This window comes from Lysobacter sp. K5869 (assembly GCF_018847975.1).
GTDB lineage: Bacteria > Pseudomonadota > Gammaproteobacteria > Xanthomonadales > Xanthomonadaceae > Lysobacter.
This window is the reverse complement of the sequence record NZ_CP072597.1, coordinates 2,385,585-2,409,944: the sequence shown is the minus strand read 5'-3', so window position 1 is coordinate 2,409,944 and position 24,360 is coordinate 2,385,585. Positions and strand designations below refer to the sequence as shown.

Annotated in this window: 18 protein-coding genes; 4 read left to right on the top strand and 14 right to left on the bottom strand. The window is 70.3% G+C overall.

Annotated features, from left to right (window positions below):
• Positions 1–154: 154 nt before the first annotated feature.
• From J5226_RS10310 to pilG, 4 genes are read right to left on the bottom strand one after another with little or no spacing between them, the layout of a single operon-like run.
• Positions 155–2,173, bottom strand: a complete 2,019-nt coding sequence (locus tag J5226_RS10310; protein WP_215839823.1) for a methyl-accepting chemotaxis protein — start codon at positions 2,171–2,173, stop codon at positions 155–157.
• A gap of 55 nt (positions 2,174–2,228) precedes the next feature.
• Positions 2,229–2,768, bottom strand: coding sequence for a chemotaxis protein CheW (locus J5226_RS10305; protein ID WP_215840379.1), 540 nt, complete (start codon positions 2,766–2,768; stop codon positions 2,229–2,231).
• A 10-nt stretch (positions 2,769–2,778) separates the two neighbouring features.
• On the bottom strand, positions 2,779–3,144 hold the full coding sequence (locus tag J5226_RS10300) for a response regulator (protein ID WP_215839822.1): 366 nt from the start codon (positions 3,142–3,144) through the stop codon (positions 2,779–2,781).
• 17 nt (positions 3,145–3,161) lie between these two features.
• On the bottom strand, positions 3,162–3,560 hold the full coding sequence (pilG, locus tag J5226_RS10295) for a twitching motility response regulator PilG (RefSeq protein WP_031372856.1): 399 nt from the start codon (positions 3,558–3,560) through the stop codon (positions 3,162–3,164).
• A 333-nt stretch (positions 3,561–3,893) separates the two neighbouring features.
• On the opposite strand from pilG, the gene gshB reads away from it, so the two are divergent.
• Both gshB and J5226_RS10285 read left to right on the top strand, forming a co-directional pair.
• Positions 3,894–4,856, top strand: coding sequence for a glutathione synthase (gene gshB, locus J5226_RS10290; RefSeq protein ID WP_215839821.1), 963 nt, complete (start codon positions 3,894–3,896; stop codon positions 4,854–4,856).
• Positions 4,853–5,737, top strand: coding sequence for an energy transducer TonB (locus J5226_RS10285; RefSeq protein ID WP_215839820.1), 885 nt, complete (start codon positions 4,853–4,855; stop codon positions 5,735–5,737). Before gshB ends, J5226_RS10285 begins: the two co-directional genes overlap by 4 nt.
• 75 nt (positions 5,738–5,812) lie before the next feature.
• On the opposite strand, the gene J5226_RS10280 is transcribed toward J5226_RS10285, so the two are convergent.
• From J5226_RS10280 to J5226_RS10240, 9 genes are all read right to left on the bottom strand, one after another.
• A complete protein-coding gene (locus J5226_RS10280) occupies positions 5,813–6,961 on the bottom strand; it encodes a hypothetical protein (RefSeq protein ID WP_215839819.1) in 1,149 nt (382 codons plus the stop codon).
• Between the two features lie 25 nt (positions 6,962–6,986).
• A complete protein-coding gene (gene tsaB, locus J5226_RS10275) occupies positions 6,987–7,721 on the bottom strand; it encodes a tRNA (adenosine(37)-N6)-threonylcarbamoyltransferase complex dimerization subunit type 1 TsaB (RefSeq protein ID WP_215839818.1) in 735 nt (244 codons plus the stop codon).
• 118 nt (positions 7,722–7,839) lie between these two features.
• Positions 7,840–8,247 (bottom strand): VOC family protein, encoded by a 408-nt coding sequence (locus J5226_RS10270; RefSeq protein ID WP_215839817.1) that lies wholly within the window; start codon positions 8,245–8,247, stop codon positions 7,840–7,842.
• Positions 8,248–8,274: 27 nt separating this feature from the next.
• Entirely contained in the window at positions 8,275–10,404 is a 2,130-nt protein-coding gene (locus J5226_RS10265) for an ATP-dependent DNA helicase (RefSeq protein WP_215839816.1), read from the bottom strand.
• A gap of 7 nt (positions 10,405–10,411) precedes the next feature.
• Complete coding sequence (locus J5226_RS10260; protein ID WP_215839815.1) at positions 10,412–11,044, bottom strand: hypothetical protein; 633 nt, start codon at positions 11,042–11,044, stop codon at positions 10,412–10,414.
• A 3-nt stretch (positions 11,045–11,047) separates the two neighbouring features.
• The gene (gene mrcB, locus J5226_RS10255) at positions 11,048–13,438 is read right to left on the bottom strand and encodes a penicillin-binding protein 1B (protein ID WP_255323103.1); all 2,391 of its coding nucleotides are present in this window, start codon (positions 13,436–13,438) and stop codon (positions 11,048–11,050) included.
• A gap of 300 nt (positions 13,439–13,738) precedes the next feature.
• Positions 13,739–14,671, bottom strand: coding sequence for a glycosyltransferase family 2 protein (locus tag J5226_RS10250; RefSeq protein WP_215839813.1), 933 nt, complete (start codon positions 14,669–14,671; stop codon positions 13,739–13,741).
• Between the two features lie 237 nt (positions 14,672–14,908).
• Complete coding sequence (locus J5226_RS10245; RefSeq protein WP_215839812.1) at positions 14,909–16,534, bottom strand: hypothetical protein; 1,626 nt, start codon at positions 16,532–16,534, stop codon at positions 14,909–14,911.
• Positions 16,535–16,676: 142 nt separating this feature from the next.
• Entirely contained in the window at positions 16,677–18,851 is a 2,175-nt protein-coding gene (locus J5226_RS10240; protein WP_255323048.1) for a bifunctional (p)ppGpp synthetase/guanosine-3',5'-bis(diphosphate) 3'-pyrophosphohydrolase, read from the bottom strand.
• Between the two features lie 83 nt (positions 18,852–18,934).
• Between J5226_RS10240 and J5226_RS10235 the strand changes: the two genes are divergently transcribed.
• Together J5226_RS10235 and J5226_RS10230 are read left to right on the top strand one after the other, a co-directional pair.
• Positions 18,935–19,453, top strand: coding sequence for a hypothetical protein (locus J5226_RS10235; RefSeq protein WP_215839810.1), 519 nt, complete (start codon positions 18,935–18,937; stop codon positions 19,451–19,453).
• 135 nt (positions 19,454–19,588) lie between these two features.
• Positions 19,589–20,071, top strand: a complete 483-nt coding sequence (locus J5226_RS10230) for a hypothetical protein (RefSeq protein WP_215839809.1) — start codon at positions 19,589–19,591, stop codon at positions 20,069–20,071.
• A gap of 119 nt (positions 20,072–20,190) precedes the next feature.
• Here J5226_RS10230 and hrpA read toward each other — a convergent pair whose 3' ends face one another.
• Positions 20,191–24,255 (bottom strand): ATP-dependent RNA helicase HrpA, encoded by a 4,065-nt coding sequence (gene hrpA / locus J5226_RS10225; RefSeq protein WP_215839808.1) that lies wholly within the window; start codon positions 24,253–24,255, stop codon positions 20,191–20,193.
• Positions 24,256–24,360: the final 105 nt, after the last annotated feature.

Sequence of the window (24,360 nt, the reverse complement as noted above, 5' to 3'; positions counted from 1 at the left end):
CGGCCGCGTCGGAGGCGCGGGGCGTGGCTCAGCCAGCGATGTGTCGGACGCTTCATCCTCGGTACAACCCTATTCCGTATGTCTGTTCCGGAGCCGCTTGCCGCTGCCGCCCTGCACTGCCGCGCCCGCGCTTCGAGCGGCTCCTTGCCCGCGCTTAGGCCGGCAGCTTGAAGTCGGCCACCGAACGGCGCAGGTCCGCCGCCAACTGCGCGAGGTTTCCAATCGACGCGGCGGTCTGGTTGGCGCCTTGCGAAGTCTGCGAGGTGATCTGCTGAATCGTGTTCATCGTCTGGGTGATGTTCGAGGCCGCGCTGGACTGCTGCTGCGCGGCGCTGGAAATGCCCTGAATCAGGTTCGACAAGTCCGACGACACCTTTTCGATCTCGCCCAGCGCGGTACCGGCGTCCTCGGCCAGTCGCGCGCCGGCGACCACTTCGGAGGTCGTCTGTTCCATCGAGCTCACAGCTTCGTTGGTGTCGGACTGAATTGTCTGGACCAGCGTCTCGATTCGCTTGGTTGCGTTGGACGCGCGTTCCGCCAGTCGCTGCACTTCGTCGGCCACCACCGCGAACCCGCGGCCCGCTTCGCCGGCGGACGCGGCCTGAATCGCCGCGTTGAGCGCCAGGATGTTGGTCTGTTCGGAAATGTCGTTGATCAGTTCCACGATCGAGCCGATTTCCTGCGAGCTTTCGCCCAGGCGCTTGATTCGCTTCGAGGTCTCCTGGATCTGATCGCGGATCGAGTCCATGCCTTGAATCGTCTGCCGCACCACGCCCGCGCCCTTGGTCGCGATCTGCACCGAGCGCTGCGCCACGTCGGCCGATTCGGCCGAGTTCTTCGACACCTGATCGATCGAGGCCGCGATTTCGCTGATGCGGTCGGAGGCCGAGTTGATCTCTTGCGCCTGATGCTCCGCCGCTTCGGCCAGATGCATCGCGGTGGCCTGGGTTTCCTGCGCGCTGGAGGCGACCTGCACCGAGGTGTCGGTGATCGTCTGCACCAGGCTGCGCAGCTGTTCGACCGCGAAGTTAATGGAGTCGGCGATCGCGCCGGTCATGTCCTCGGTGACGGTGGCCTTCACCGTCAGGTCGCCTTCCGCGAGCGAACCCATTTCGTCCAGCAGGCGCATGATCGCCTCCTGGTTGCGGTCGTTGAGTTCCTTGGTGGTCTGGTAGCGGCGCTGCTGGGCGTAGTTCAGCGAGAACAGCAAGCCGGCGATGGCGACCAGCGCGCCCAGGCCCGAGATGATCGAGACCCAGATGTTGCCGAGGATGCTGGTGTCGCTCATCGAGCCGAACGAAGTCAGCGCAGAGAACAGCGACTGGCTGTCGGCGAGCATCTTGTCCGAACCGCCGGTGATCGATTCGGCCGCCGCCTGGGCCTGGAACAGGTCCTTGGAGCTGCCGGAGATGGCGTCCAGGTCCTTCTTCATTTCCAGCCACAGCGCCTCGGCCTGGCCCAGCGCGGCCAGCGCGCCGCCGTTGCCGAGCGCGTTGACGCCGAACGAGGAGTCGCCCTTGCGCAGGCCGGTGAGGATGTTGCCGAACACGATCGCGTCGCGGCCGAGCGCTTCGCCGGCCATGCCGGCGCCGCTGCCGCCGGCGCGGATTTCGGTGATGCGGCGGGCCATCGTCGCCGACAGCACCACCTGGCGCAGAGCGATGTAGACCTGCGAGGACGGCGAGCCGGAGGCCGACATCGCGCGCACCAGTTCGTCCAGGCGCGCCTGCAGCTGCGGCACGCGGCCGGAGAAGCTGTCGGCGTTGGTCGCCAGCGCCAGCACCGCCTTCTCCGAGGCCAGCACCTGATCGGCGCTCTTGCCCATCGGCTCCCAGGTCTTGGTCGCGGTTTCGATCGGGCTGGCCACGCCGGTGGAGCCGCCGTAGTTGTCGTTGAGCGACTTGACGTCCTCGTCGATCGCGGCCTTGGTGGTCTTGAACGCGGCGAACGCGTCCTTGTTGCCGCCGACCGCTTCGCGCGCCTGCACCGCGAGCTTCTGCGAGTTCACCTGCAAGCGCGAGGCCGCCGAGCTGGCGCCGCCCAGGCGCGCGGCCTGCCACGTCGCGTAGCCGGTATTGAGGCCGAACACCAACACCGATATGCCCAGCACGATCAGCCAGGTATTGGCGCCCAGCATGCGGCTCTTGCCGGCGTTGTCCATCACAGTGCTCATGGTTCGGGAACCTCGGGTGTACGTGCGTGCGGTCTTGTTGGAGGAAGCGGCTGCGTCAGGCCGCTGCTTGTCGGAATTCGGGGGTGCGGGCCAACCGGTCGAGGTTGAACACGCCCCAGGCCTGATCGTCCACGCGGTAAACGCGCTCGACGAAGTGGGCGTAGCGGCCGGAGGTCAGCGCGTCGGCGTCGTCCAGGGCGAGCAGGTTGTGCTCGTGGAAGCTGCGCTGGCCGTAGAGCTCGTCGATCAGCACGGCGACGTCGCCGCCGGGCTGGCGCACCAGCAGGATGCGCTGGCCTTCGTGCAGCACGGTGCGCTCGCCTTCCAGGAACTGCTTGAGGTCGACGATGGGCAGCAGGTTGCCGCGCACGTTGGCCACGCCGAGCATCCACGGCTGCGCCCCGGGCACCTGGGTGACCTGGGGCAGCGAGAGGATTTCCACCACCTCGGCGAAGGTCGAGGCGAGCCGGCGCGCGCCGATGCGGTAGCCGACGCCGCGCCACAGGCCGGGCGCGTCGAGCTGTTCGGGCAGACCGGCCACGTGCGCCAGCGAACGGCGCTCGTAATCGCTCAGCACATCGAACGGCATCTTCAAAATCATCGGGTCACTTATCCAGCAATTCTTTGATCCGCGCGATCAGGTCGTCCTCGCGCGGGGGTTTGACGATGTAGTCGCGCGCGCCCTGGCGCATGCCCCAGGCGCGATCGGTTTCCATGCCCTTGGTGCTGACGATCAGCACCGGGATCCGCTTGGTCTGCTCGTCCCGGCTCAGCGCGCGGGTGGCCTGAAAACCGTTCATGCCGGGCAGCACCACGTCCATCATCACCAGGTCGGGCATCTCGCGCTTGGCCGCTTCGATCCCGTCCTCGGCACTGCCCGCGGCGAACACCTCGTGACCGTTGCGTTGCAGCAGCTGGGTCAACACCGCGGTGTCCGTCGGCGAGTCCTCGATAAGCAGGATGCGTGCCATGGTGCCCTACCCCCCGGTCAGGCGTGTACGTGCTTGCGGATCGCGTCGAGGAGTTCCTCGCGCGTGAATGGCTTGGTCAGGTATTGCTCGGAACCGACGATGCGGCCCCGCGCCTTGTCGAACAACCCATCCTTGGAGGACAGCATGATGACCGGCGTGCCCTTGAACAATTGATTGTTCTTGATGAGCGCGCACGTCTGATAGCCGTCCAGACGCGGCATCATGATATCCACGAAAATGATTTGCGGCTGTTGGTCGGCGATCTTCGCCAACGCCTCGAATCCGTCGATGGCCGTGACCACCTCGCATCCTTCGCGTTTCAACAGCGTCTCGGCGGTTCGACGGATGGTCTTGGAATCGTCGATCACCATGACCCTGAGACCATCGAGGCTGCCGCTACGAACCTCGTCGAGCATTCTTTGTATCCCCCATTGCAAACGCCTTGAAATCCCCGGGGCGTCGCGAAGCCGTCTTTATTTCAAGCCGCACGCAGGCTGTCAAGCACGCATTTCGCGCCCGGAAACTGAATACGCACGCTACACAGATCACAGGACAAACCGCCCGGCAGTCACGCTTCGCCGAACGCCGCTTCCCTCGGCTAGGCCATCGTCCCCTTCCGCGCAAGGCGGGCGACCTGATCGCTGCGTGTCGCAAATGGACGCTGCGCGGCCGTTTGCGACCCCTACATCATGACAGATACAGGCGACCTGCCTGCTACCATCCCGTCAATCTTTGAGGATTCCGTTGCCATGCCGTTGGACATCGTCGTCGTGATGGACCCGATCGGGTCGATCAAGATCGCCAAGGACTCTACCTTCGCCATGTTGCTGGAAGGCCAGCGCCGCGGCCACCGCCTTTGGTACGTGGCGCCCGGCGGATTGAGCCTGGACGGCGGTCGCGCCCTGGCCAAGGTGGCGTCGCTGCGCGTGCAGGACGACAAAGCCGGTTGGTACGAATTGGGAAATTGGTCACAAATCGAACTCGGTAGTGCGCACGTGATCCTCATGCGCAAGGACCCGCCGGTCGACGCCGAGTACCTGCACGACACCCAGATCCTCTCGGTCGCCCAGCGCGCCGGCGCGTTCGTGGTCAACGATCCGCAGGGGCTGCGCGACTACAACGAGAAGCTCGCCGCGCTGCTGTTCCCGCAGTGCTGCATCGACACCCTGGTCAGCCGCGACGCCGCCGAGCTCAAGGCCTTCGTCCAGCGCCACGGCGAGGCCGTGCTCAAGCCGCTCGACGGCATGGGCGGGCGTTCGATCTTCCGCGCCGCCGCCGGCGAGCCCAACCTCAACGTGATCCTGGAAACCCTCGGCGACGGCGGCAAGCATCTGGTGATGGCGCAGAAGTACCTGCCGGACATCAAGGACGGCGACAAGCGCGTGCTGCTGGTCGACGGCGTGCCGGTCGATTACGCGCTGGCGCGGATTCCGCAGGGCGACGAGTTCCGCGGCAACCTCGCCGTCGGCGGCCGCGGCGAAGGCCGCCCGCTCAGCGACCGCGACCGCTGGATCGCCGAGCAGGTCGGCCCGGAGATGCGCGAGCGCGGCATGCTGTTCGTCGGCCTGGACGTGATCGGCGACTACATGACCGAACTCAACGTCACCAGCCCGACCTGCATCCGCGAACTCGACGAGCAGTTCGGCCTCAACATCGCCGGCCTGCTGTTCGACGCGATCGAAGCCCGCCGGCCGGCCGCGCGCGCCGCATGAGCGCGGTCGGCGTTCCGCACCTGCCCGGCGGCGGGCTGGCCGAGCCGCAGCGCTTCAGCGCGACCATGGTGCTGTCGGTGCTGGTCCACGGCATCTTGCTGCTCGGCGTCGGCTACACCCTGGAGAAAGCCGCGCCGGTGGTGCCGACCCTGGACGTGATCCTGACCCAGACCCAGACCGCGCTGACGCCCAAGCAAGCCGACTTCCTCGCCCAAGCCAACAACCAGGGCGGCGGCGAGCACGACAAGAGCACGCGCCCGCGCGACAACCAGTCCGGCCCCTCGCCGCAGGCCGAGGCCGGCGTGGCGCAGATGGCGCTGCGCGCGCAGTCGCCGGCCGCGCAACCGCAGCCGACCGCGCGCGTGGTCAGCAGCACCCGCGGCGAAACCGTGGCGCCGCGCGAACGCATCACCCAGACCCCGACCGAACGCCCGCTGCCGGCCGGCCAGCGCAAGATCGAACACGACATCGAGATGGCGCGGCTCGCGGCCGAGATCCACATGCGCTCGGAGCGCTACGCCAAGCGCCCGACCCGCAAGTTCGTCTCCGCCAGCACCACCGAATACGCCTGGGCCGGCTACCTGCGCGAGTGGGTCGACCGGGTCGAACGCGTCGGCAACCTCAACTACCCCGACGAAGCGCGCCGGCGCAAGCTCGCCGGGCAAGTGGTCATCAGCGTCGCGGTGCGCCGCAACGGCAGCGTCGAACGCGCCGACATCGTGCGCAGCAGCGGCATCGCCCTGCTCGACGATTCGGCCTTGCGCATCGCCAAGCTGGCCGAACCGTATCCGCCGCTGCCGAAGACCGAAGAGAACCCGGACATCCTGCACGTGACGCGGACCTGGAATTTCCTGCCGGGCGGTTCGTTGGTGGACGAATAAGCGGCGATCGGCTGAGCGGCGGACGAGCCGGCGCGCTTCGCCCGCGGCCGCGCCGCGAGCGAAACGTCGTCGCCGTCACTTCGCTTGCAGCGCCGGGCCGGGATTGCGTTCGACCAGCGTCCACGGCACCAGCGACCAGTCCGGGTACTCGCAGGCGCGCGCGACGCGAGCGAAGTACGGGCCGAGGTAGAGCCCTTCCGCGGTGAGGTACCAGATCGACGTGCCCCACACGCCGGGGTCGGCGTAGTTGCAGCCTTCGTCTTCTTTTGCCGGTGGCGCCATCTCGTCCGGGTGTAGGCGGGTCAAGGTCTTGACCGTCCACGGCACCAGGGTCGATTCGCGGTATTCGTTCAAGCGCTTGTAGCCGGGGCTTTCGTAATCGCCGTTGCCCGCGCTGCGCGGGGGCTCGCCCTTGCCGAGCCAGAGGATGTCTTCCAGCGCCAGTTCGCGGCCGCTGCGCACGTCGATGGTCAAGGGCGAATCGCCGAAGTCCGGATGCGCGCCGCCGCAGTAGTAGCTGGTCATCAGGCTGAGGCTGAGGAAGCGGCGGTCGAGCAGGCGCGGGGTGACGGTCAGATCGAAATCGCTGTTCGGCGCGGACGTGCATTGCAGCGCGTCGATGGCAGTGCGCCACAGCCGCTGCTTGAGGAGGCCGTTGACGCGGGCGCGCGCCGGCGCCTCGATGCCGGATTCGACGGTGAACAACTCCGCGCCGCTGCGCGGCTCGCGCCACCATTGCAGGCTGTGGCCCTGGAACTGCTGGGTCTTGGATTTCTCCAGAGCGAGTTCGCCGATGCGCAGCGCGTCGAACGCAGAGACGTCGTCGCCGGCGCGGCGATAGCGTTCGCCGTCGCGGCCGGCGCGCAAGGCCTTGAGGTCCACGCGCTGCAGACGGATCGGCAAGCTGCGCTTGCCCGAGGTCCACTGCCCTTCCAGCGCGCCGGCTTTTTCGCTCAGCTCCCAGCGCTCGGTCGCGGCCTCCTCGTCGCGGCTGCGCACTTGCAGATGCAGGACGCCGCGCTCGTCGCGCTTGCCTTCCAGTTCCAGGTCGCGCAGGTGCTTGAAGTAGAAATACTGGCCGTAGACGTCCGGGCCTTTTTCATCGTCCAGCTTCAGCGCTATCGGCAGCGTGCCGATGGTGCCGCGCCAGACCTCGGCCTGCGCGCACAGCGGCAGCGCCAGCAACAGGCCGCAGCACAGCGCGAGGCGGCTCAGCGATTTCATGGTGCGTCCTTGAGTGCGGATGCGGCTAGGAGGAGCGTGCGCGCAGCGCGGCTTGCTCGGCGATGGTGAGGGCGACGTTGTTGCGCAGGTACGCCGGTTCGATCCGTTCGGGCGCGACGGTTTCGCCGCGCGCGTAGGCGGCCGCGGCCAATCGCGCGAGGTCGGCGGCGTGCGGCAGCGCGTCGGCGTCGATGGCGGCGAAGCGCGCGCCCAGGCGCTGACGCAGCGCGCCGTCGGCGGCGGCGAAGCCGGTGCCGACGCCGAGCCAGCCGTTATCGAGCGCGCCGTCGCCGGCATCGGGCAACTGCGCGGCGTCGGGCGCGAGCACGGCTTCCTGGTCGAGCGCGAACGCTTCGCCGTCGCGCAGTTCATAAGCGGCGGTATAGACCTCGCCCATGCGCGCGTCGATCGCGCTGAGCACGCGTTGCGGACCGGCGCCGGCGGCGAGCGGCCGCGCGCGCAGCGCCAGCACGGCCAGGGTCGAGACCGGGATCGCCGGCACATCCAGGGCCAGGGCCACGCCCTGAGCCAAGGCGATGGCCAGACGCACGCCGGTGAACGCGCCCGGGCCGCGGCCCAGGGCCACGGCGTCGAGTTCGCGGCGCTTCACGCCGGCCTCGGCCAGCAGTTGCTCGGCCCAGGGCAGCGACAGTTCGGCGTGGCGGCGCGGCGCCAGCTCGAAGCGCTCCAGCACTTCGCCGTCGAGCCACAGGGCGACCGAGCAGGCTTCGGTCGAGGTTTCAAAGGCCAGGAGTTTCATCGGGGCGATTATCGCGCGGATGGGCGGGGATGGCGTGATCGGACCGGGTGGCGGTGGCTTGCGTTCGTTCCTACCGTCGTTCCCGCGTTCGCGGGAATGACGGTAGGACTCAGCGACCTCAATACCCCGGCGCCGGCTCCCACAACTCCAGCAACCCGCCTTCCGGATCCAGCGCATAGCCGAACTTGCCCTGCTCGGATTCCTCGTAACGGTCCAGCACCGTGCAGCCTTCCTCGCGCAGTCCCTGCAGGGTCGCCTGCAGATCGTCCACGCGCAGGTTCAGCATGTAGGGCTTGTCGCTGGGCTTGAAGTACTCGCTGTCCTCGCCGAACGGCGCCCACACGGTGCAGGCCTCGCTGCCGTCGTCGGCGCGGCGCCAGCGCAGCAGCGCCCCGCCCCAGCCCTGCACGTCCAGGTCCAGATGGCGCTGGTACCACTGCGACAGCGCGGCCGGATCGCGCGCCTTGAAGAATACTCCGCCCAATCCGTGTACGCGCGGCTTGCGCGCCGGTGCTTGCTCGCTCATGGCCCACCTCGTCAACGTCGACCGCGTTCAGCGGTAGTAGTAGTCCTCGCCGTCGCGCGCGGACGAGGCCGATTCTAGGGCCAAGGGCCGGCCGGCGAAGAAGTCGGCCACGTCCTCGATGCGGCGGCTGCGCGGCAGCGGCGGCAGCGAGTCGAGGAAGGTGCGGCCGTAGCTCTTGCTGTGCAGGCGCGGGTCGCACAGCACCAGCACGCCGCGGTCGCGTTCGCTGCGGATCAGGCGGCCGGCGCCCTGCTTGAGCGCGATCACCGCCTGCGGCAGCTGTTCGTCGCGGAACGGGTTGCCGCCGCGGCGGCGGATCGCCTCCAGGCGCGCCTCGAACACCGGATCGTCGGGCGCGGCGAACGGTAGTTTGTCGATCACCACCACGCTCAGCGCCTCGCCGGCCACGTCCACGCCCTCGCGGAAGCTGGCCGCGCCCAGCAGCACGCCGTTGCCGGAGGCGCGGAAGCGCTCCAGCAGCACGTGCCGCGGCGCCTCGCCCTGGACGAACAGCGGCCACGGGCCGTCCTTGAGCAGTTCGGCGGTCTCGCGCAGCGCGCGGTGCGAGGCGAACAGTACGAACGCTCGGCCGCCCGAGGCTTCCAGCACCGGGCGCAGGCGTTCGACCATGCTCTCGTTGTAATGGCGCACGACCGGATCGGGCAGCCCCTGCGGCAGGTACATCAGCGCCTGATGCGGCCAGTCGAACGGGCTCGGCGCGAGCAAGGTCTTGGGCTCGAACAAGCCGAGCTTGCGCGAGTAATGATGGAAATGGCCGCCGACGGTGAGCGTGGCCGAGGTGAACACCCAGGCTGCGCGCGAGCGTTCGCGATGCGCGGCGAGCGGCCCGGCCACGTCGAGCGGGGTGCGGCTGAGGCGGAAACCGCGCGCGGTCAGCTCGTACCACAGCACGCTGCCGTCGCGGCCTTCCGGCGGCGTGCCCTCGCCTTCGGTTTGCGCTTCTTGCGCGGCGGCGAACGCGTCCTGGTTCTCGGCCTCGGCCGGAATCTCTTCGCGCCGCGGCGGCGAAAAATCGTCGTCTTCCTCGGGTTCCGGCGCCGGACGCGGCACCGGCGCGCCGCGCCAACGGCGCAGGCGTTCGATGAACTCCTCGGCGCGCGCATGGCAACTGTCGAAGCCCGGTGCGGCGCCGCGCAGCGGCTCCAGCGCGTCGCGCAGATTGAGCAGCGCGGCTTCGAGGTTGTCGAACGCGTCCTCCACCGCCGGCACTTCGCCGGCGCGGCGGCGGGTGCCGCGGATCGGCAGTTCGTCCATCGCGGTGCGCAGCACGCGCACCGAATGCTCCAGATCGCGCGCCGGCACCTGCAGGCTCGCCAGCGCGCCGGTCACGCTCTTGCATTCGGCCAGCGCGTCGCGCGCCAGCTCGACCAGCGGCCGCGCGCTGATCGCCTCGCCGAAGAACTGCGCGGCCAGCTCGGGCAACTGGTGCGCTTCGTCGATCACGAAGGCCTGCGCACCGGGCAGGATTTCGCCGAAGCCTTCCTGCTTCAACGCCAGGTCGGCCAGCAGCAAATGATGATTGACCACCACCACGTCGGCCGCCTGCGCGCGCTGGCGCGCCTGCACCACGAAGCAATCGGCGTAGAACGGGCATTCGCTGCCCAGGCAGTTCTCCGCGGTGGAGGTGACCATCGGCAGCAGCGGCGATTCTTCCGGCAACGCTTCGAGTTCGGCCAGATCGCCCAGGCGGGTGCGCCCGGACCACGCGACGATGCGCTGGAACTGCGCGGCCACCTCGCGCGAGGAGAACTTCGGCTCGCCCTTGGCCTGTTCCATGCGATAGCGGCACAGGTAGTTCGCGCGGCCCTTCAGCAGCGCGGTCTTCAAGCCCACGCCGAGCGCGTCGCGCACGCGCGGCAAGTCGCGGTGATAGAGCTGATCCTGCAGCGCGCGGGTGCCGGTGGAGACGATGGTCTTCAGCCCCGACAGCAGCGCCGGCACCAGATAGGCGAAGGTCTTGCCGGTGCCGGTGCCGGCCTCGGCCAGCAGCGTGTCGCGGCTTTCGAACGCATCGGCGATGGCCGCGGTCAGGTCTTGCTGCGCCGACCGCGGCGCGAAGGTTTCGAGCTTGCGCGCGATCTCGCCGCCGTCGCTCAGCGCGGCCCGACTGGCGACGCCGAGGCGACTGGGTTCCATGGAAGCGTCAGTACCTGTTCGGCGCGGCGACGGTGCAGACGGCGATCTTGTCCTGCGCCTGCTTGCGCGATTTGATCAAGCCGTCGCGCTGCGGCACCAGGGCGTCGTAATGGTCCTGGCGCTTGGCCAGCTTCATCGCCGCGTTGACGCCGTCGAGCTTGCCCTGGCGCGCCTGGGCGATCGCCGCCCAATGCCGGCGGCACAGCGGGCCGACTTGCGAGCCGCCGTCGAAGGCCTTGAGCGCGTAGCGCTCGGCGTCGTCCAGGCGGTGCAGCAGCAGCGCGGCCTCGGCGCGTTCCTGCAGCAGCGCCGGGTCGTCGGCGTTGATCTGCAGCGCCTGATCCAGCGCGGCCGCGGCCTCGGCGTACTTGCGCGATTTTTCCAGCGCCTCGGCCTTTTGCCGCAAGTCTTCGACCTGCGGATCGCGCAGCGGCTGCACGTCCAGCTCGCGCGCGGCGGCGCCGCTGGCGGCGGCGCGCACCTGCGCGACCGCGGCTTCGCCGTTGAAGTTGGCTTCGGCCAGCTGCGACGGCTGCGGCGGCGCGACCGAACAGGCCGTGGCGAGCGCGGCCAGGAGGGCGGCGGTCAGAGCCGCGGGAGCGGCGCCGCGGCGAGCGGCGCGCAACGGAATACGGATCATCGATTACTGCTCCGGAGACGGGGGAGTGGGCGCCGGCTCGCGCGCAGACTCGTCCTTGTCCTTGCCGATGCCGAACCATTCGCGCCAGCCGCCGCTGGATTCCTCGGCTTCCGGCTGCGGCGCCGGGCACGGCGCGTATTGCGGCGCGAAGCCGGCCACGAACGGGAACCGGCGCGCGCCGGCGCAGGCCGCGTCGGTGCTGTTGCTGCCGATCACCGGCTGCCAGTCCAATCCCTTGTCGGTGACTTGCAGCGGCGCGGTGGGCAGGCGCGAGAAGATCGCCGACCACACCCGCATCGCGCCGGTGGCGCCGTACAGGCCGGTGGTCTGGTTCTGATCGTTGCCGACCCAGATCACCGCCAGATGGTCGCCGGTCCAGCCGGCGAACCAGCTGTCGCGGCCGTCGTTGCTGGTGCCGGTCTTGCCGGCCGGCGCCAGCTTGCCCAGGCCGTCGGCGACGAGCTGGCGGCCGGTGCCGTTGGTGACGGCCTGCTGCAGGGCGATGGTGATTAGGCGCGCGGCGATCGCGTCGCCTTCCTGCGCCGGCGCGGGTTCCTTGTCGTAGCGCTTGACCGCCTTGCCCTGCGCGTCGAGCACGCCGCGCACCGCGTGCAGCGGCTGCACTTCGCCGCCGGAGGCGAGGAACTGGTACAGCTGGGCCATCGCGTAAGGGCTTTGATCGACCGCGCCGAGGATCAGCGAAGGATTGTTCGGCGCCTGGATGCCGGCCAGCTTTTGGGTGAGCTCGACGATGGCGTCGGGCGAGACCTGCATGCCCACGCGCACGGTGGCCTGGTTGTAGGACATCGCCAGCGCGTCGACCATGCGCACCAAGCCGTGGCTGCGCCCGTCGGAGTTGCCCGGATTCCAGGTGCGGCCGCGGCCGAGCTTGACCGCCACCGGCGAGTCGTCGATCCAGGTCGACAGATTGAATTCGCTCGGCCGCGCCAACGCCAGCAAATACACGAACGGCTTGAGCAGCGAACCGACCGGACGCTGCGCTTCCACCGCGCGATTGAAGCCCGGCTGGGTGAACTCGCGGCTGCCGACCACGGCGACGACTTCGCCGTTGTGCACGTCGGTCACCACCAGGCCGGCCTGCAGCGGCGGGCGGCGCTTGTTGTCCAGACCCTTGAGCGTGCGCGCCACCGCGCCTTCGGCCTGCGCCTGCGCCGACGGCGACATGCCGCTCATCACGCTCAGGCCGGCGCCGGCCAGCGCGTCGGCCGGATAGTCGCGGGCGAGCTGGCGGCGGATCAGATCGACGTAGGCCGGGAAACGGTTGGCGGCGATGTTGCCCGGGTTCTGGGTGATCTCCAGCGGGGTCTTGATCGCGCGCTGGTATTCCTCTTCGCCGATCAGCCCGGTCTCGTGCATTTCGCCGAGCACGAAATTGCGCCGCGACAGCGCGCGCTCGCCGTTGCGCCGCGGGTCGTAGTACGACGGGCCGCGCACGATGCCGATCAACAGCGCGATCTGCTCGGTGTTGAGATCGCGCAGATCGCGGCCGAACCAGAACTCCGAGGCCGCGGCGACGCCGTGGATGGCCTGCGAGCCGCGCTGGCCCAGATACACCTGATTGAAGTACGCCTCCAGGATCGTGCGCTTGTCGTAGCGCGCCTCGATCAGCAGGGCGTAGATGATTTCCTTGCCCTTGCGGGTCAGCGTCTGTTCCTGGCCGATGCCGAGCAGGCCGCTGCGCGCGAGCTGCTGGGTCAGGGTGCTGGCGCCTTGCTTGGCGCGGCCGGCGGCGACGTTCTTGAACGCGGCGCGGGCCATGCCCGACAGATCGATGCCGAAGTGGTGGTTGAAGTCGCGGTCCTCGACCGCCTGCAGGCCGGTGACCAGCAGCTCCGGCACCTCTTCGATCCGCACCAGCCGGCGCTCTTCCTGCTTCTGGCCGTACAGCGTGGCGATGCGCGCCGGGTCCAGGCGCGCGGCGCGCAGCGCCTTCTTGCTGGTCAGGTCGCGCACGCTGGCGATGCGGCCGCCGGAGACCACGACTTCGATCCGGCGCGGCTGCACCGTGCCGTCGACATCGTTGAAGCCGCGGCTGGCGATGGTGAAGCGGCCGCCGTCGCGGGCGTAGGTGCCCGGGCGCGCGCCGCCGTCCTCGCGGTAGGAGGCCGCGTCGAGTTCGGTCTTGAGCGTGGCCGCGTCCAGCGCCGCGCCCGGCGCGACTTCGAGCGGGCGCGCGTAGACGCGGGTCGGGATCTGCCATTGCAACTGGCCGAAGCGCTCGCCGACTTCGTGGTTGAGATAGAGCGTGTACGGGATCAGGAAGCCCAGGCCGAGGCCGCCGGCGGCCAGGGTCCAGGTCACCAGCCGGCGACGCCAGCCCGGCCGCGCGCCCTGCCCGTCGTTGTCGTCGTGCTCGTCTTCGTCGTAATCGATTCGGGCCACGGAGATGCTGTGCGTTGAGTCGCGGGCAAGTCTAGCGCAGGCGTCCGGAGGGCGCGTCCGCGGTGCCGGGGGTGGGGGGACCGCGGTTGGACACCGCGATTGGGTATTGGTTCAGGCCAAAGGCCGGGATCGGCAAAACCTGGGGGCGGTGGCGGGGCCGAGGGGTTCGTCGTGGTTGGGTTGTCGCGGTCGCAGTTCGCGCAGCTCCTACAGGGGCTTCGGATGGTTCGTATCCGACGGTAGGAGCTGCGCGAGCTGCGACCGCGAAAACTCAACCGCGATGCAAGCCCCTCACCGCTGCGGCATCGGCCCCATCCGCCCCGCGATCCCGTCGCGCAGCCCGCTCAGCATCGCCCGCAGATACCCGAGCCGCGGCGCGAGGAACACCGCCGTGCCGACGAACTTCAGCACCAGCCGCGGCAGATCCTGCGCCGCCCAGCGCCCCGGCACTTCGGCGCGGCGGTACAGCAGCACGCGGTTGCGCATCATGTAGTACAGCCGGGTCGGGCTGTGCACCACGTGCTTGTACGTGGGCAGCAAGCGCGTGATCGGCACCAGATCGCCGATGCGGTGCTGCATGTGCGCGTCGCAGATGCCGTAGAGCTTGTAGCCGCGGTACTTGGCGCGCGAGCTCCACTCGATGTCGACGTTGTCGATGAACAAGCCCTCGTCCATGCCGCCGACCGCGTCGAGCGCGTCCAGCGGCAGCAAGGTGCCGGAGGTGATCAGGAAATCGCAGTCCACCGCCTGCCCCGGCCCGCCGAACAGCTTGCGGTTCATCGGGAAGGCGATGCGCACGAACGGCGCGACCGCGCCGGTGCGCTGGTCGCGGAACTGCGGGCCGACCGCGGCGACCGGGCCTTGCGCCCGCAGTTCGCGCAGCCAGCGCTGCAGCACCGCGACCATGTCGGCGCCGACCAGACTGTCTTGGTCCATCAGCAGGATCTGCGCGAACCCGGCCTCGCGCGCCAGCCGCGCGGCGGCGTTGATCGCGCTGCCCAGGCCGACGTTGCGCTCGCTGCGCAGCACCTGCGCGCCCTGCGCGCGCAGTTCGTCGAAGAACGCGGCGACGTCGGCGCCGGGGCTGGCGTTGTCGAAGATCAGCACGCGGCCGACCTGCGGGCGCACCGCGGCGACGACTTCGCGCAGCAAGTCGATCTGCGGGTGATAGGTGACGATCGCCGCGCACACGTCGGCGCCGGCGGTCGGGGCGGGAGCGCTCATGTCAGCGCGGCTCCGCGGCGCGGACGCGCGGGGTCGGGAAACGGAAGACGGGGCGATGGGGCATGGGCGGCATTATCGCCCAGGCCCGGGGCCGGGTTGCGGAACCGCGGCGCAATGGCGAACGCGGGCCGCCGCTCCGAAGAGGTTCCGGGCGCGCGGCACGACGGCTTCGGCGTCGATCGGCGCTCGCGCGAGAGCGCGGCCCGATGCGTTCGGCACCGGCCGCCGCGCCGGCGCTCAGTTGCTCGCCGCCCCGGCCGCCTGCACCCGCGCGGCCAGTTCGCTCAGTCCCGGCGCGTTGGCGTCGAGCCCGCGCGCGGCCTGCAGCGCCGCGCGCGCGGCGCGCAGTTCGCCCGCGCCCAGGCGCTCGCTGCCGACCCCGATCCAGCGCTGGGCCAGCCGCGCCGAGGCCTCGCGCACCGCGCCGCCGCCGCCCTCCAGCGCGCGCCGCGCGTCGAGGCATTCGCCGGCGCGCGAGAGCCGGTTGCCGCCGAGTTCGCGCTCGAAGCAGCGCTTGGCCGCCGGCAGCAGGCGCGCGCCGGCGGCGCGCACGGCCGGGTCGGCCGGGGCGATCGCCTGCGCCGCGCGCAGTTTGTCGTAGGCGCTGTCGCCCGGCGGGGTCAGCAGATCGCCGCGCTGTTCGGCGGCGGCAGCCTCGGCCAGCAGCCGTTGCAACGATTGGCGCCGGTGCGCCGGACCTTCGCGGTCGAAGCGCTTGCGCGATTCGCGCGCGCGGTCGAGGTGCTGGCGCGCGGTCGCCACGGCCGGCGCGGCCGGGGCGATGTCGCGCGCCAGGGCCAGTTCCTGTTCGGCGTCGGCGAAGCGGAAATCCGCGGCCAGACGTTCGCTGCGCGCGGCGTACGCCGCGGCCGCGGCGATCAGGCCTTCGCGCGCGGCGGCATCGTCGGCGCGCACCGCGAGCACCTCGCGATACGCCTCCACCGCCGCCTCCAGCCGCTGCCGCCGCAGCGCCTGCGCGGCTTCGCCGCGGCGCCGCTCCAACCGCGATTCGAGCAAGGTCAGGCTGTCGGGCAGATCGGCATGGCCGGGGTCGGCCTCCTGGGCGCGGGCGATGTCCTGCGCGCCGCGCACCAGTTCGCCGCGCTCCAGCGCCTGTCGCGCTTGCTGCAGCAGATCGGCGAGGGTGTCGTCGCGGCCTTCCAGCGCATCGTTGCGCTGCGGCTGCAGCTCCAGCACGCGCAGGTAAAGCGGCAGCGCGGCGTCGGGCGCGCCGTCCAGGCGGCCTTGCTCGCGCGCGGTCGCGGCGGCGGCGACCATGCGGTCCAGGCCGGCATGGGCGGCCTCGCGCTGGCGCAGCAACTGCGCCAGCGGTTCGACCTTGGCGCGCGGCACGGCGAGGTCGCGGGCGAGGTCGATGCGTTGCCGGGCGAATTCGAAATGGCTGCCGTCGATGGCTTGGCGCGCCTGCTGCAAGGCGACTTCGCCGGTGCGGGTCAGGCCGTCGCGGGCGTCGCCGCGGTCGGGGTCCACGGCCAGCGCGGCTTCGTAGAGCTCGCGCGCGCCGCGGCCGTCGGGCGAGGTCAGCCGGCCTTCGGACAAGGCCCGCGCGGCTTGATCGCGCAGCCGCTGCAAACGGGTTTCCGGCCACACCCATTCCGACAGCGGCTGGCGCCACAGGGTCAGCGCGGCGAGCACCGCCGCGGCCGCGAGGACGGCGAGAACGCGCGGCCAATGGCGCAACAACCACTCGCGCGGGCCGCCGTCGTCGGGCGCATCGCGAGGTTCGCGGCGCGCGTCGGCGTCGAAATCCAGTTGCGTCCAATCGCCCGCCGCCGGCTCGATGCGCGCGCCGCCCGGCGGGGCGGCGGCGAGGTCGGGCGTGGCGGGCGGGCGCGGATTCACGGCGCACAGGATAACGCCGAGCGCATGACGATCGTGACAGCGTTCGCGCTTGCCCGGCGGGCGTCTCGGGCCGGTCGTCGCGGCCGGCGAGCATCGCCGGACGCGCCGGCCTCTGGCGCCGCGACGCCGGCGCCGGCCGCGCTCATTTGCGCTGCGCGTACTCCACGCCCGGCAGCGACGACAGCTTGCCGAGCAGGTTCGACAACTGCCCGTAGTCGCCCACGCGCAGGCGGAAGCGCAGCCGCACCTGGGCGCCGTTGCGCTCGACGTCGCTGCGGATGCTCAACACGTGCGCGTTGCCCTGGGCGATGACGTTGGTGACTTCCTTGAGCAGCCACTTGCGGTCCAGCGCCAGCACTTCGATATCGACCTCGTAGCTGGACCCCTTGCGCCCCCACTCCACCGGCAGCACCCGCTGCGGCTGGGCCGCGGCCAGACGCTCGAACGCGCCGCAGCCCGGACGGTGCACGCTGACGCCGCGGCCGCGGGTCAAATAGCCGACGATGGGTTCGCCCGGCAGCGGCTGGCAGCAGCGCGCCAGCTGCACCAGCAGGTTGCCGACGCCTTCGACGGTGAAGTCGGTGGTCTTGCCGGCTGGCTTGCGCGCCGACACCGCGACCACGCTCGAGGCCGGTTGCGGCGCGGCCGGCGCGGCGACGGCGCGTTCGTGTTCCAGCAGCACCCGGCCGACCTGATGCGGGCCGAGATAGCCCAGCGCCACCTGCACGTACAGATCGCCGTCGCTGGCCAGGGTGAAGCGTTCCAGCGCCGGCGCCAGTTCCGCGCCGAGCAGGCCGAGCCGGCGCAGTTCCTTGTCCAGCAGTTCGCGCCCGGCCGCTTCGTTGCGCGAACGGTCGAGCTTGTGGAACCAGGTGCGGACCTTCTCGCGCGAGCGGTTGCTGGCGAGGAAGCCGTTGGCGGCCACCAACCAATCGCGGCGCGGCTCGCCGGTCTTGGCGGTGAGGATTTCGACCCGGTCGCCGCTGCGCAGCTTGTGGTCGAGCGGCACGATGCGGCCGTCGACCTTGGCGCCGCGGCAGCGATGGCCGACCTCGGTGTGCACGTGGTAGGCGAAATCCAGCGGCGTCGCCCCGGCCGGCAGATCGATCACCTCGCCCTTGGGCGTGAGCACGTAGACGCGGTCCTCGACCAGTTCGGTGTCGAGTTCGCCGGCCAAGGCCTCGTCGCCGCCGCCGTCGGTCTTGGTGTCGAGCAGGCGCCGCATCCAGGCGATCTTGCGGTCGAACGCGGCGTCGGCGCTCTGGCTGCCGACTTCCTTGTATTTCCAATGCGCCGCCACGCCGAGTTCGGCCTGGCGGTGCATGTCGTGGGTGCGGATCTGCACTTCCAGGGTCTTGCCTTCCGGCCCGACCACGGCGGTGTGCAGCGAGCGGTAGTCGTTGCGCTTGGGCCGGGCGATGTAGTCGTCGAACTCGCTCGGGATCGGCGTCCACTGCGCGTGCACCACGCCCAGCGCGGCGTAGCACGCGCCCAGATCGCCGACCAGCACGCGCACCGCGCGCAGGTCGTAGAGCTCGCCGATCGGCACGTCCTTGCGCTGCATCTTCTTCCAGATGCTGTAGATGTGCTTGGGCCGGCCGGCGACCTCGGCCTCGACGCCCTGCGCGGCCATCGCCTCGCGCAGCACGCGCTTGACGTTCTCGATGTAGCGCTCGCGGTCGACCCGCTTTTCGTCGAGCAGGCGCGCGATCTTCTGATAGGTCTGCGGCTCCAGGTGGCGGAACGCGAGGTCCTCGAGTTCCCACTTGAGCTGCCAGATGCCGAGCCGGTTGGCCAGCGGCGCGTGGATGTCGCGGGTCAGCGCGGCCAGTTCGCGCCGGGTCTGCGGCGCCAGCTGATCGGCGTGGCGCAGCCGCGCCAGCTGCCGCGCCAGCAGGATCGGCACCACGCGCAGGTCGCGCACGATCGCCAGCAGCAGCCGGCGCAGGCCTTCGCTGCCCGAACGCCGGCCGGGTTCGGCGTGCAGCGCCCAGACCTGCTCGGCGGCGCGCTGGCCGTCCAGCAGCGCGGCCAGCACCGGGTGTTCGCGCTCCCAGCCCGGCCCCAGCGCGGCGGCCCAGCCCGGGTAGGCGTGCAGCAGCGCGGCGGCCACGGTGTCGCCGTCGGCGCCGAGCAGGGCCAGCGCGTCCAGGGTCGCGGCGACCACCGCCGGCGAGTCCAGCGCGCCCTCGCCGGCCTGCGGCGCGCTCGCCGCGCCGAGCAATCCGGCGCGCAGCGGCGCGGACAGGGCCGCCGCCGCGGGCAGGGCCAGGACGTCGGACAGGGGCGGTTCGGGCGGTTCGGCGGAAACGTTCACTGCGTGGGGAGTGCAGAAGCGGGAGGAGCTAGCGTCTACACTAGCGAGCATCCGTCCCGAGGAACAGCCGAGGAACCGTACGAATGTCCGCAATCGCCCCCATCGCGCCGCGCCGTCTCGCCATCGCCCCGCTGCTGCTCGCCCTGGCCGCCTGCGCCTTCGCGCCGGCCGCGCTGGCGCAACAGAAGATCGAACAGCAAATGAGCGCCGAGCAGTTCAAGAACGCCGGCCTCAACAAGCTCAACGATCAGGAACTGTCCAATCTGAACGCCTGGCTCAACCGCACCCTCGACGCCGAGACCACCAAGGCGGTGGACAAGGCCAAGGGCGAGAGCGCGCAGGAACGCCGCGGCTTCTTCGACAAGAGCCCGGCCAAGGAACCGATCGTGGCGCGCATGAACGGCCACTTCGACGGTTTCTCGCGCGGCCAGACCTTCGTCCTGGACAACGGCCAGGAATGGCGCCAGGACGACAGCGCCGACCTGCCGGGCGTGAGCCTGGAGTCGCCGCAGGTGCGCATCACCCCCAGCATCATCGGCAACGCCTGGTATCTGTCGGTGCAGGGCTACAACACCCGCGCCAAGGTGGTCCGGGTCAAGTGATGTCCGCGGCCCCGCCGCTCGCGGCGGGGCTTTTCTTCGTGTTCCGCCGCGCGCGGCGGGGTCTTTCTTCGCGTTCCGCCGCGCCCGCGGCGGAGCTTTCCTCAGCGTTCCGCCGTTAGCGCCGGAGTTCTTCCCATGCGAGTGTCGTTGCCGTTGGCCGTTGCCCTGTCGTTCGTCCTCGCCGCCGCCGCGCACGGCGCCGAGCGCAACTATGTCCCGCTGCAGCAGCGCCTGAGCGTCGAGCAGCTCAAGGCCACCGGCCTGGACACCCTGTCGCCGCAGCAGATCCAACTGCTCGATCAGCTGCTGTCGCAGGATCAGAAGGCGGTGGTCGAGGAAACCGCCAAGCAAGTGCGTTCCGAACGCCGCGGCCTGCTCGACCGGCAAGGCCCGGTCGAACCGGTGGCGAGCCAGCTCAAGGGCGAGTTCCGCGGCTGGTCCAGCGGCACCGTGCTGGAGCTGGAGAACGGCCAGCGCTGGCGCGTGATCGAAGGCTCGCTGTTCCTCGGCAAGCCGCTGCCGCCGCCGAAGGTGACGATCCGCGAAGGCATGATGGGCGGCTGGTATCTGGAAGCCGAAGGGCAGATTCCGAAGGCTAAGGTCAAGCGCGTGGAGTGAGGCCGGAAAACAGGAGATAGCGGATAGGAGTTAGGAGTTAGCGAAAGCGGCTTTCCGCTATCTCCTACCTTCTATCTCCTACCTTCTATCTCCTAGCTCCTACCCGCTCGCTTCCGACTTCAACGCAACGCCGCCAACCGCTGCGCCAGCTTCTTCGGCGACACGCCGCCGCGCACGCCCAGCTCCTGCGCGAACAGCGACACGCGCAGTTCCTCGATCTCCCAGCGCAGCGCCTGCCAGCCCGCATCGCCGCCCTCGCCCGCCGCGGTCGCCGCGTCCAGCGCGTCGACGAAGGGCTTGAGTTCGAGCATGCGCGCCTGATCGCGCACCGGATCGCGCAGCGCGCGTTCGCCGCGGATCGCCAGCGCCTTGAGATAGCGCGGGTACTCGGCCAGCGCCGAGGTCGCCACGTCGCGCAGGAAGCCCGGCGGGGTCAGCCGCGCCAACTGCGCGCGCATGTCGTCGAGGTTGCCGCTGGCCCAACCCATCAGCGGCGATTCCAGGCGCGCGCGCACCTCGGCCACCGCCGCCAGGATCGCCTCGGCCTGACGCAACCGTTCCATCGCTTCGGGGAACAGCTTGCGCGCGACCTCGTCGCGGCGCTGCTCGAACGCGGCCGCGTCGCGCACCTGCACCAGTTCGGCGTCTTCGCCGAGCAGCGACTGCACCGCGCCGTCGACCAGATCCTCGCGCAGCCGGTCGCCGTCGCGCGGACGATCGAGCGCGGCGCGGCCCTGCGCGTTGCCGGCCTGAGCCTGACGCAGCAGCGAATCGCGCTCCTGGCGCGGCGCGGCCGATTCGATCGCCGCGTACAGCAGGCCGATCTTGGGCTGGATCGGCAATTGCTTGCGCGCCTGCTTGAGCTTTTCCACCATCGCCAGCGCCAGCAGCCGGCGCACCCCGCGCGGATGCGCGCGCAGCGCCGCCTCGCGTTCGGCGTGCACGCGCAGCGACACGCTGTCGCCGTCGTCGTGCAGCGCCGGGAACGCCGGCACGCCGGCCGCGCCGGGCACCGACATCGGGATCGGCTGCTCGGGGAACGCGGTCAAGCCGCGCTGGCCCAGGCCGTCGGCGGCGCGCGCCGCGAACGCGCGCGCGGCGCGTTCGCCGAAGCGCGCGCGCAACTCGTCGAGATCGCGCGATTCGGCCAGCACCGTCGGCTCGCCCTTGCCGCGGCGGCCGTCGCCGCCGGCCGGGTATTCGAGCAGACGCAAATTCATGCGCAGATGCGCTTCGATCGACGACGGATCGAAATCCGTCGCCGCGAGTTCCACCCCGCCGAGCTTGCGCAGGAACCGCGCCAGCGCGCCGACGAAATCGTCGGCCTCGGGCTTGGGATGCGCCTCGTAGAACGCCTTGGCGAAATCCGGCGCCGGCACGAAGTTGCGCCGCAACGCCTTGGGCAGCGATTTGATCAGCGCCGCGGCCTTGTCGGCGACGAAGCCCGGCGCCAGCCACGACAGCTGCGCCGGGTCGAGCGCGTTGAGCAGGTGCAGCGGCACCGCCAGGGTCATGCCGTCGTCGGGCGCGCCCGGCTCGAAGCGATAGCGCACCGCCAGCTTGGCCTGCCCAAGCTGCAGATACGGCGGGAACCGCGCGGCCTCGCTCTCGCCGCCGATCATCAGATCGTCGGCGCTCCACTCCAGCGCCGCCTTCTCGTTCGCCGCCAGCTTGTTGTACCAAGCGTCCAGCGCCTGCGCGTTGTGCACCTGCGGCGGCAAGCGGTCGAGGTACCACTGCGCCATCCATTCCTCGTCCACGACCAAACCCGCGCGGCGCTGCTTGGCTTCTTCTTCGCGCGCCTTCGCCAGCATGGCGAGATTGCGCGGCAGGAACCCGGCGCGGGTGTTGATCTCGCCGGTCACCAAGGCGTCGCGGGCGAAGATCGCGCGGCTTTCCTCGGGATACAGCGCGCCGTAGTGGATCGGGCGCTTGGGCGCCAGCACCAGGCCGAACAGGCTGATCTGCTCGCTGCCGACCACGCGGCCTTGCGAGCGCGACCAGCGCGGGTCGTGATGGCGGCGCGCGAGCAGATGCGCGAGTTCCTGGATCGCCCAATCCGGCTCGATCCCGGCGTTGGTCATCGACCACACGCGCTCGGTATCGAGCAGAGTCGCCGACAGCACCCACGGCGGCGGCTTCTTGGCCAGCGGCGAACCGGGGAACAAGGTGTACTTGCGGCCGCGCGGGCCGTCGAAGATGCCTTTGTCGCCGCGGAAACCGATCTGCGTGGGCAGGCCGGCGATCAGCGCGCGATGCAAGGTCGCATAAGCGGCGGCGTCCATCGGCTCGGCCGAGGCTTCGCGGCTGTGCCAGCCCAGCTCGTCGCACAGCAGCTTCAACTGGCGGTGCAGCTCGCGCCACTCGCGCATGCGCAGGAAGCCGAGGAAATGCTTCTCGCACCAGCCGCGCAGCTTGGACTGGGTGAGCTCCTGATGCGCCTGCTGATAGCCGTCCCACAGCTTGAGGATGCCGACGAATTCCGAACGCGGGTCGGCGAACAGCGCGTGCGCGTTGTCGGCGGCGGCGCGCTGATCGGACGGGCGCTCGCGCGGGTCCTGGATGCCGAGGAAGGCGGCGATCGCGATCATCTCGCGCAGGCAGCCGTGCTGATTGGCGGCGACCAGCATGCGCGCCAGCTTCACGTCCACCGGCAGCCGCGCCATGGTGCGGCCGGTGGCGGTGAGCTTGCGTTGCTCGTCGACCGCGCCGAGTTCGCTCAGCTGCTGCCAGCCGTCGGCGATCGCGCGGCTGTCGGGCGGCTCCAGGAACGGGAACTGCTCGATGTCGCCCAGGCCTAGCGAGAGCATGCGCAAGATCACGCCGGCCAGCGCGGCGCGGCGGATTTCCGGATCGGTGTAGCGCGGCCGCGATTCGAAATCGGCTTCGCTGTAGAGGCGGTAGCACGTGCCTTCGCTGACGCGGCCGCAGCGGCCCTTGCGCTGATCGGCGCTGGCCTGGCTGACCGGTTCGATGTGCAGGCGGTCGAGCTTGCCGCGCGGGCTGTAACGCTTGACCCGGGCCAGGCCCGGATCGACCACGTAGCGGATGCGCGGCACCGTCAGCGAGGTTTCGGCGACGTTGGTCGCCAGCACGATGCGGCGCTTGGGGCCGGGGTTGAACACCCGGTCCTGGTCGCGCACCGACAGCCGCGCGTACAGCGGCAGCACTTCGGTCTCGCGGTACTTGCGCCGTTCCAGCGCCTGATGCGCGTCGCGGATCTCGCGTTCGCCGGACAGGAACACCAGCACGTCGCCGCGCGGATCCTCGCGGGTGATTTCGTCGCAGGCGGCGAGGATGCCGTCGTTGACGCTGCGCTCGCCGCCGCGCGCCTCGCGCGCGCGGCCGTCGCCGCTTTCGCCTTCGCCCTCGCCTTCCAGCGGCCGGTAGCGCACCGACACCGGATAGCCGCGACCTTCCACGCTGACCACCGGCGCGCCGTCGAAATGCGCGGCGAAGCGCTCGGTGTCGATAGTCGCCGAGGTCACGATGACCTTGAGGTCCGGGCGCTTCTTCAGCAGCTGCTTCAGATAGCCGAGCAGGAAGTCGATGTTGAGGCTGCGCTCATGCGCCTCGTCGATCAGGATGGTGTCGTAGGCCGACAGCCAGCGGTCGGATTGGATTTCCGCCAGCAAAATGCCGTCGGTCATGAACTTGACCGCGGTGCGCTCGCCGACGTTCTCGTTGAAGCGCACCTGATAGCCGACCGCGCCGCCGAGTTCGGTGCTCAGTTCCTCGGCCACGCGCCGCGCCACCGCGCGCGCGGCGATGCGGCGCGGCTGGGTGCAGCCGATCAACCCCGCGGCGCCGCGGCCCGCGGCGAGGCACAGCTTGGGCAACTGGGTGGTCTTGCCCGAACCGGTTTCGCCGGCGATCACCACCACCGGATGCTTGCGGATCAGTTCGACGATGCGCTCGCTTTCGGCCGCGATCGGCAAAGCCGGATCCACCGGCGCCTGCGGCAACGCCGCCGCGCGCGCGTCGCGCTGCGCCACCGACGCGGCCAGCGCCTTGGCGAACGCGTCCTGCGCGGCGCCGTCGGCGGGCTTGCCGCTCCAGCGCGACCACAGCCCGTGCAAGCGGCCGCGGTCGCGGCTCAGCGCGCCGTCGATGGCGCGCCGCGCTTGCCGTAACGCGGCGCTGGCGTCGGGGTGCTTAGACTGATTGGGTTGGCTATTGCTCATCGATAGACCGTCTGCATCGCAGCGCTAAAAACAAACCATTTCACTTCGGCGGCGACTGCGCCTATTGTCGCCGCAAAGTCCGGAAACCGTTCCGGATTCTCCGAG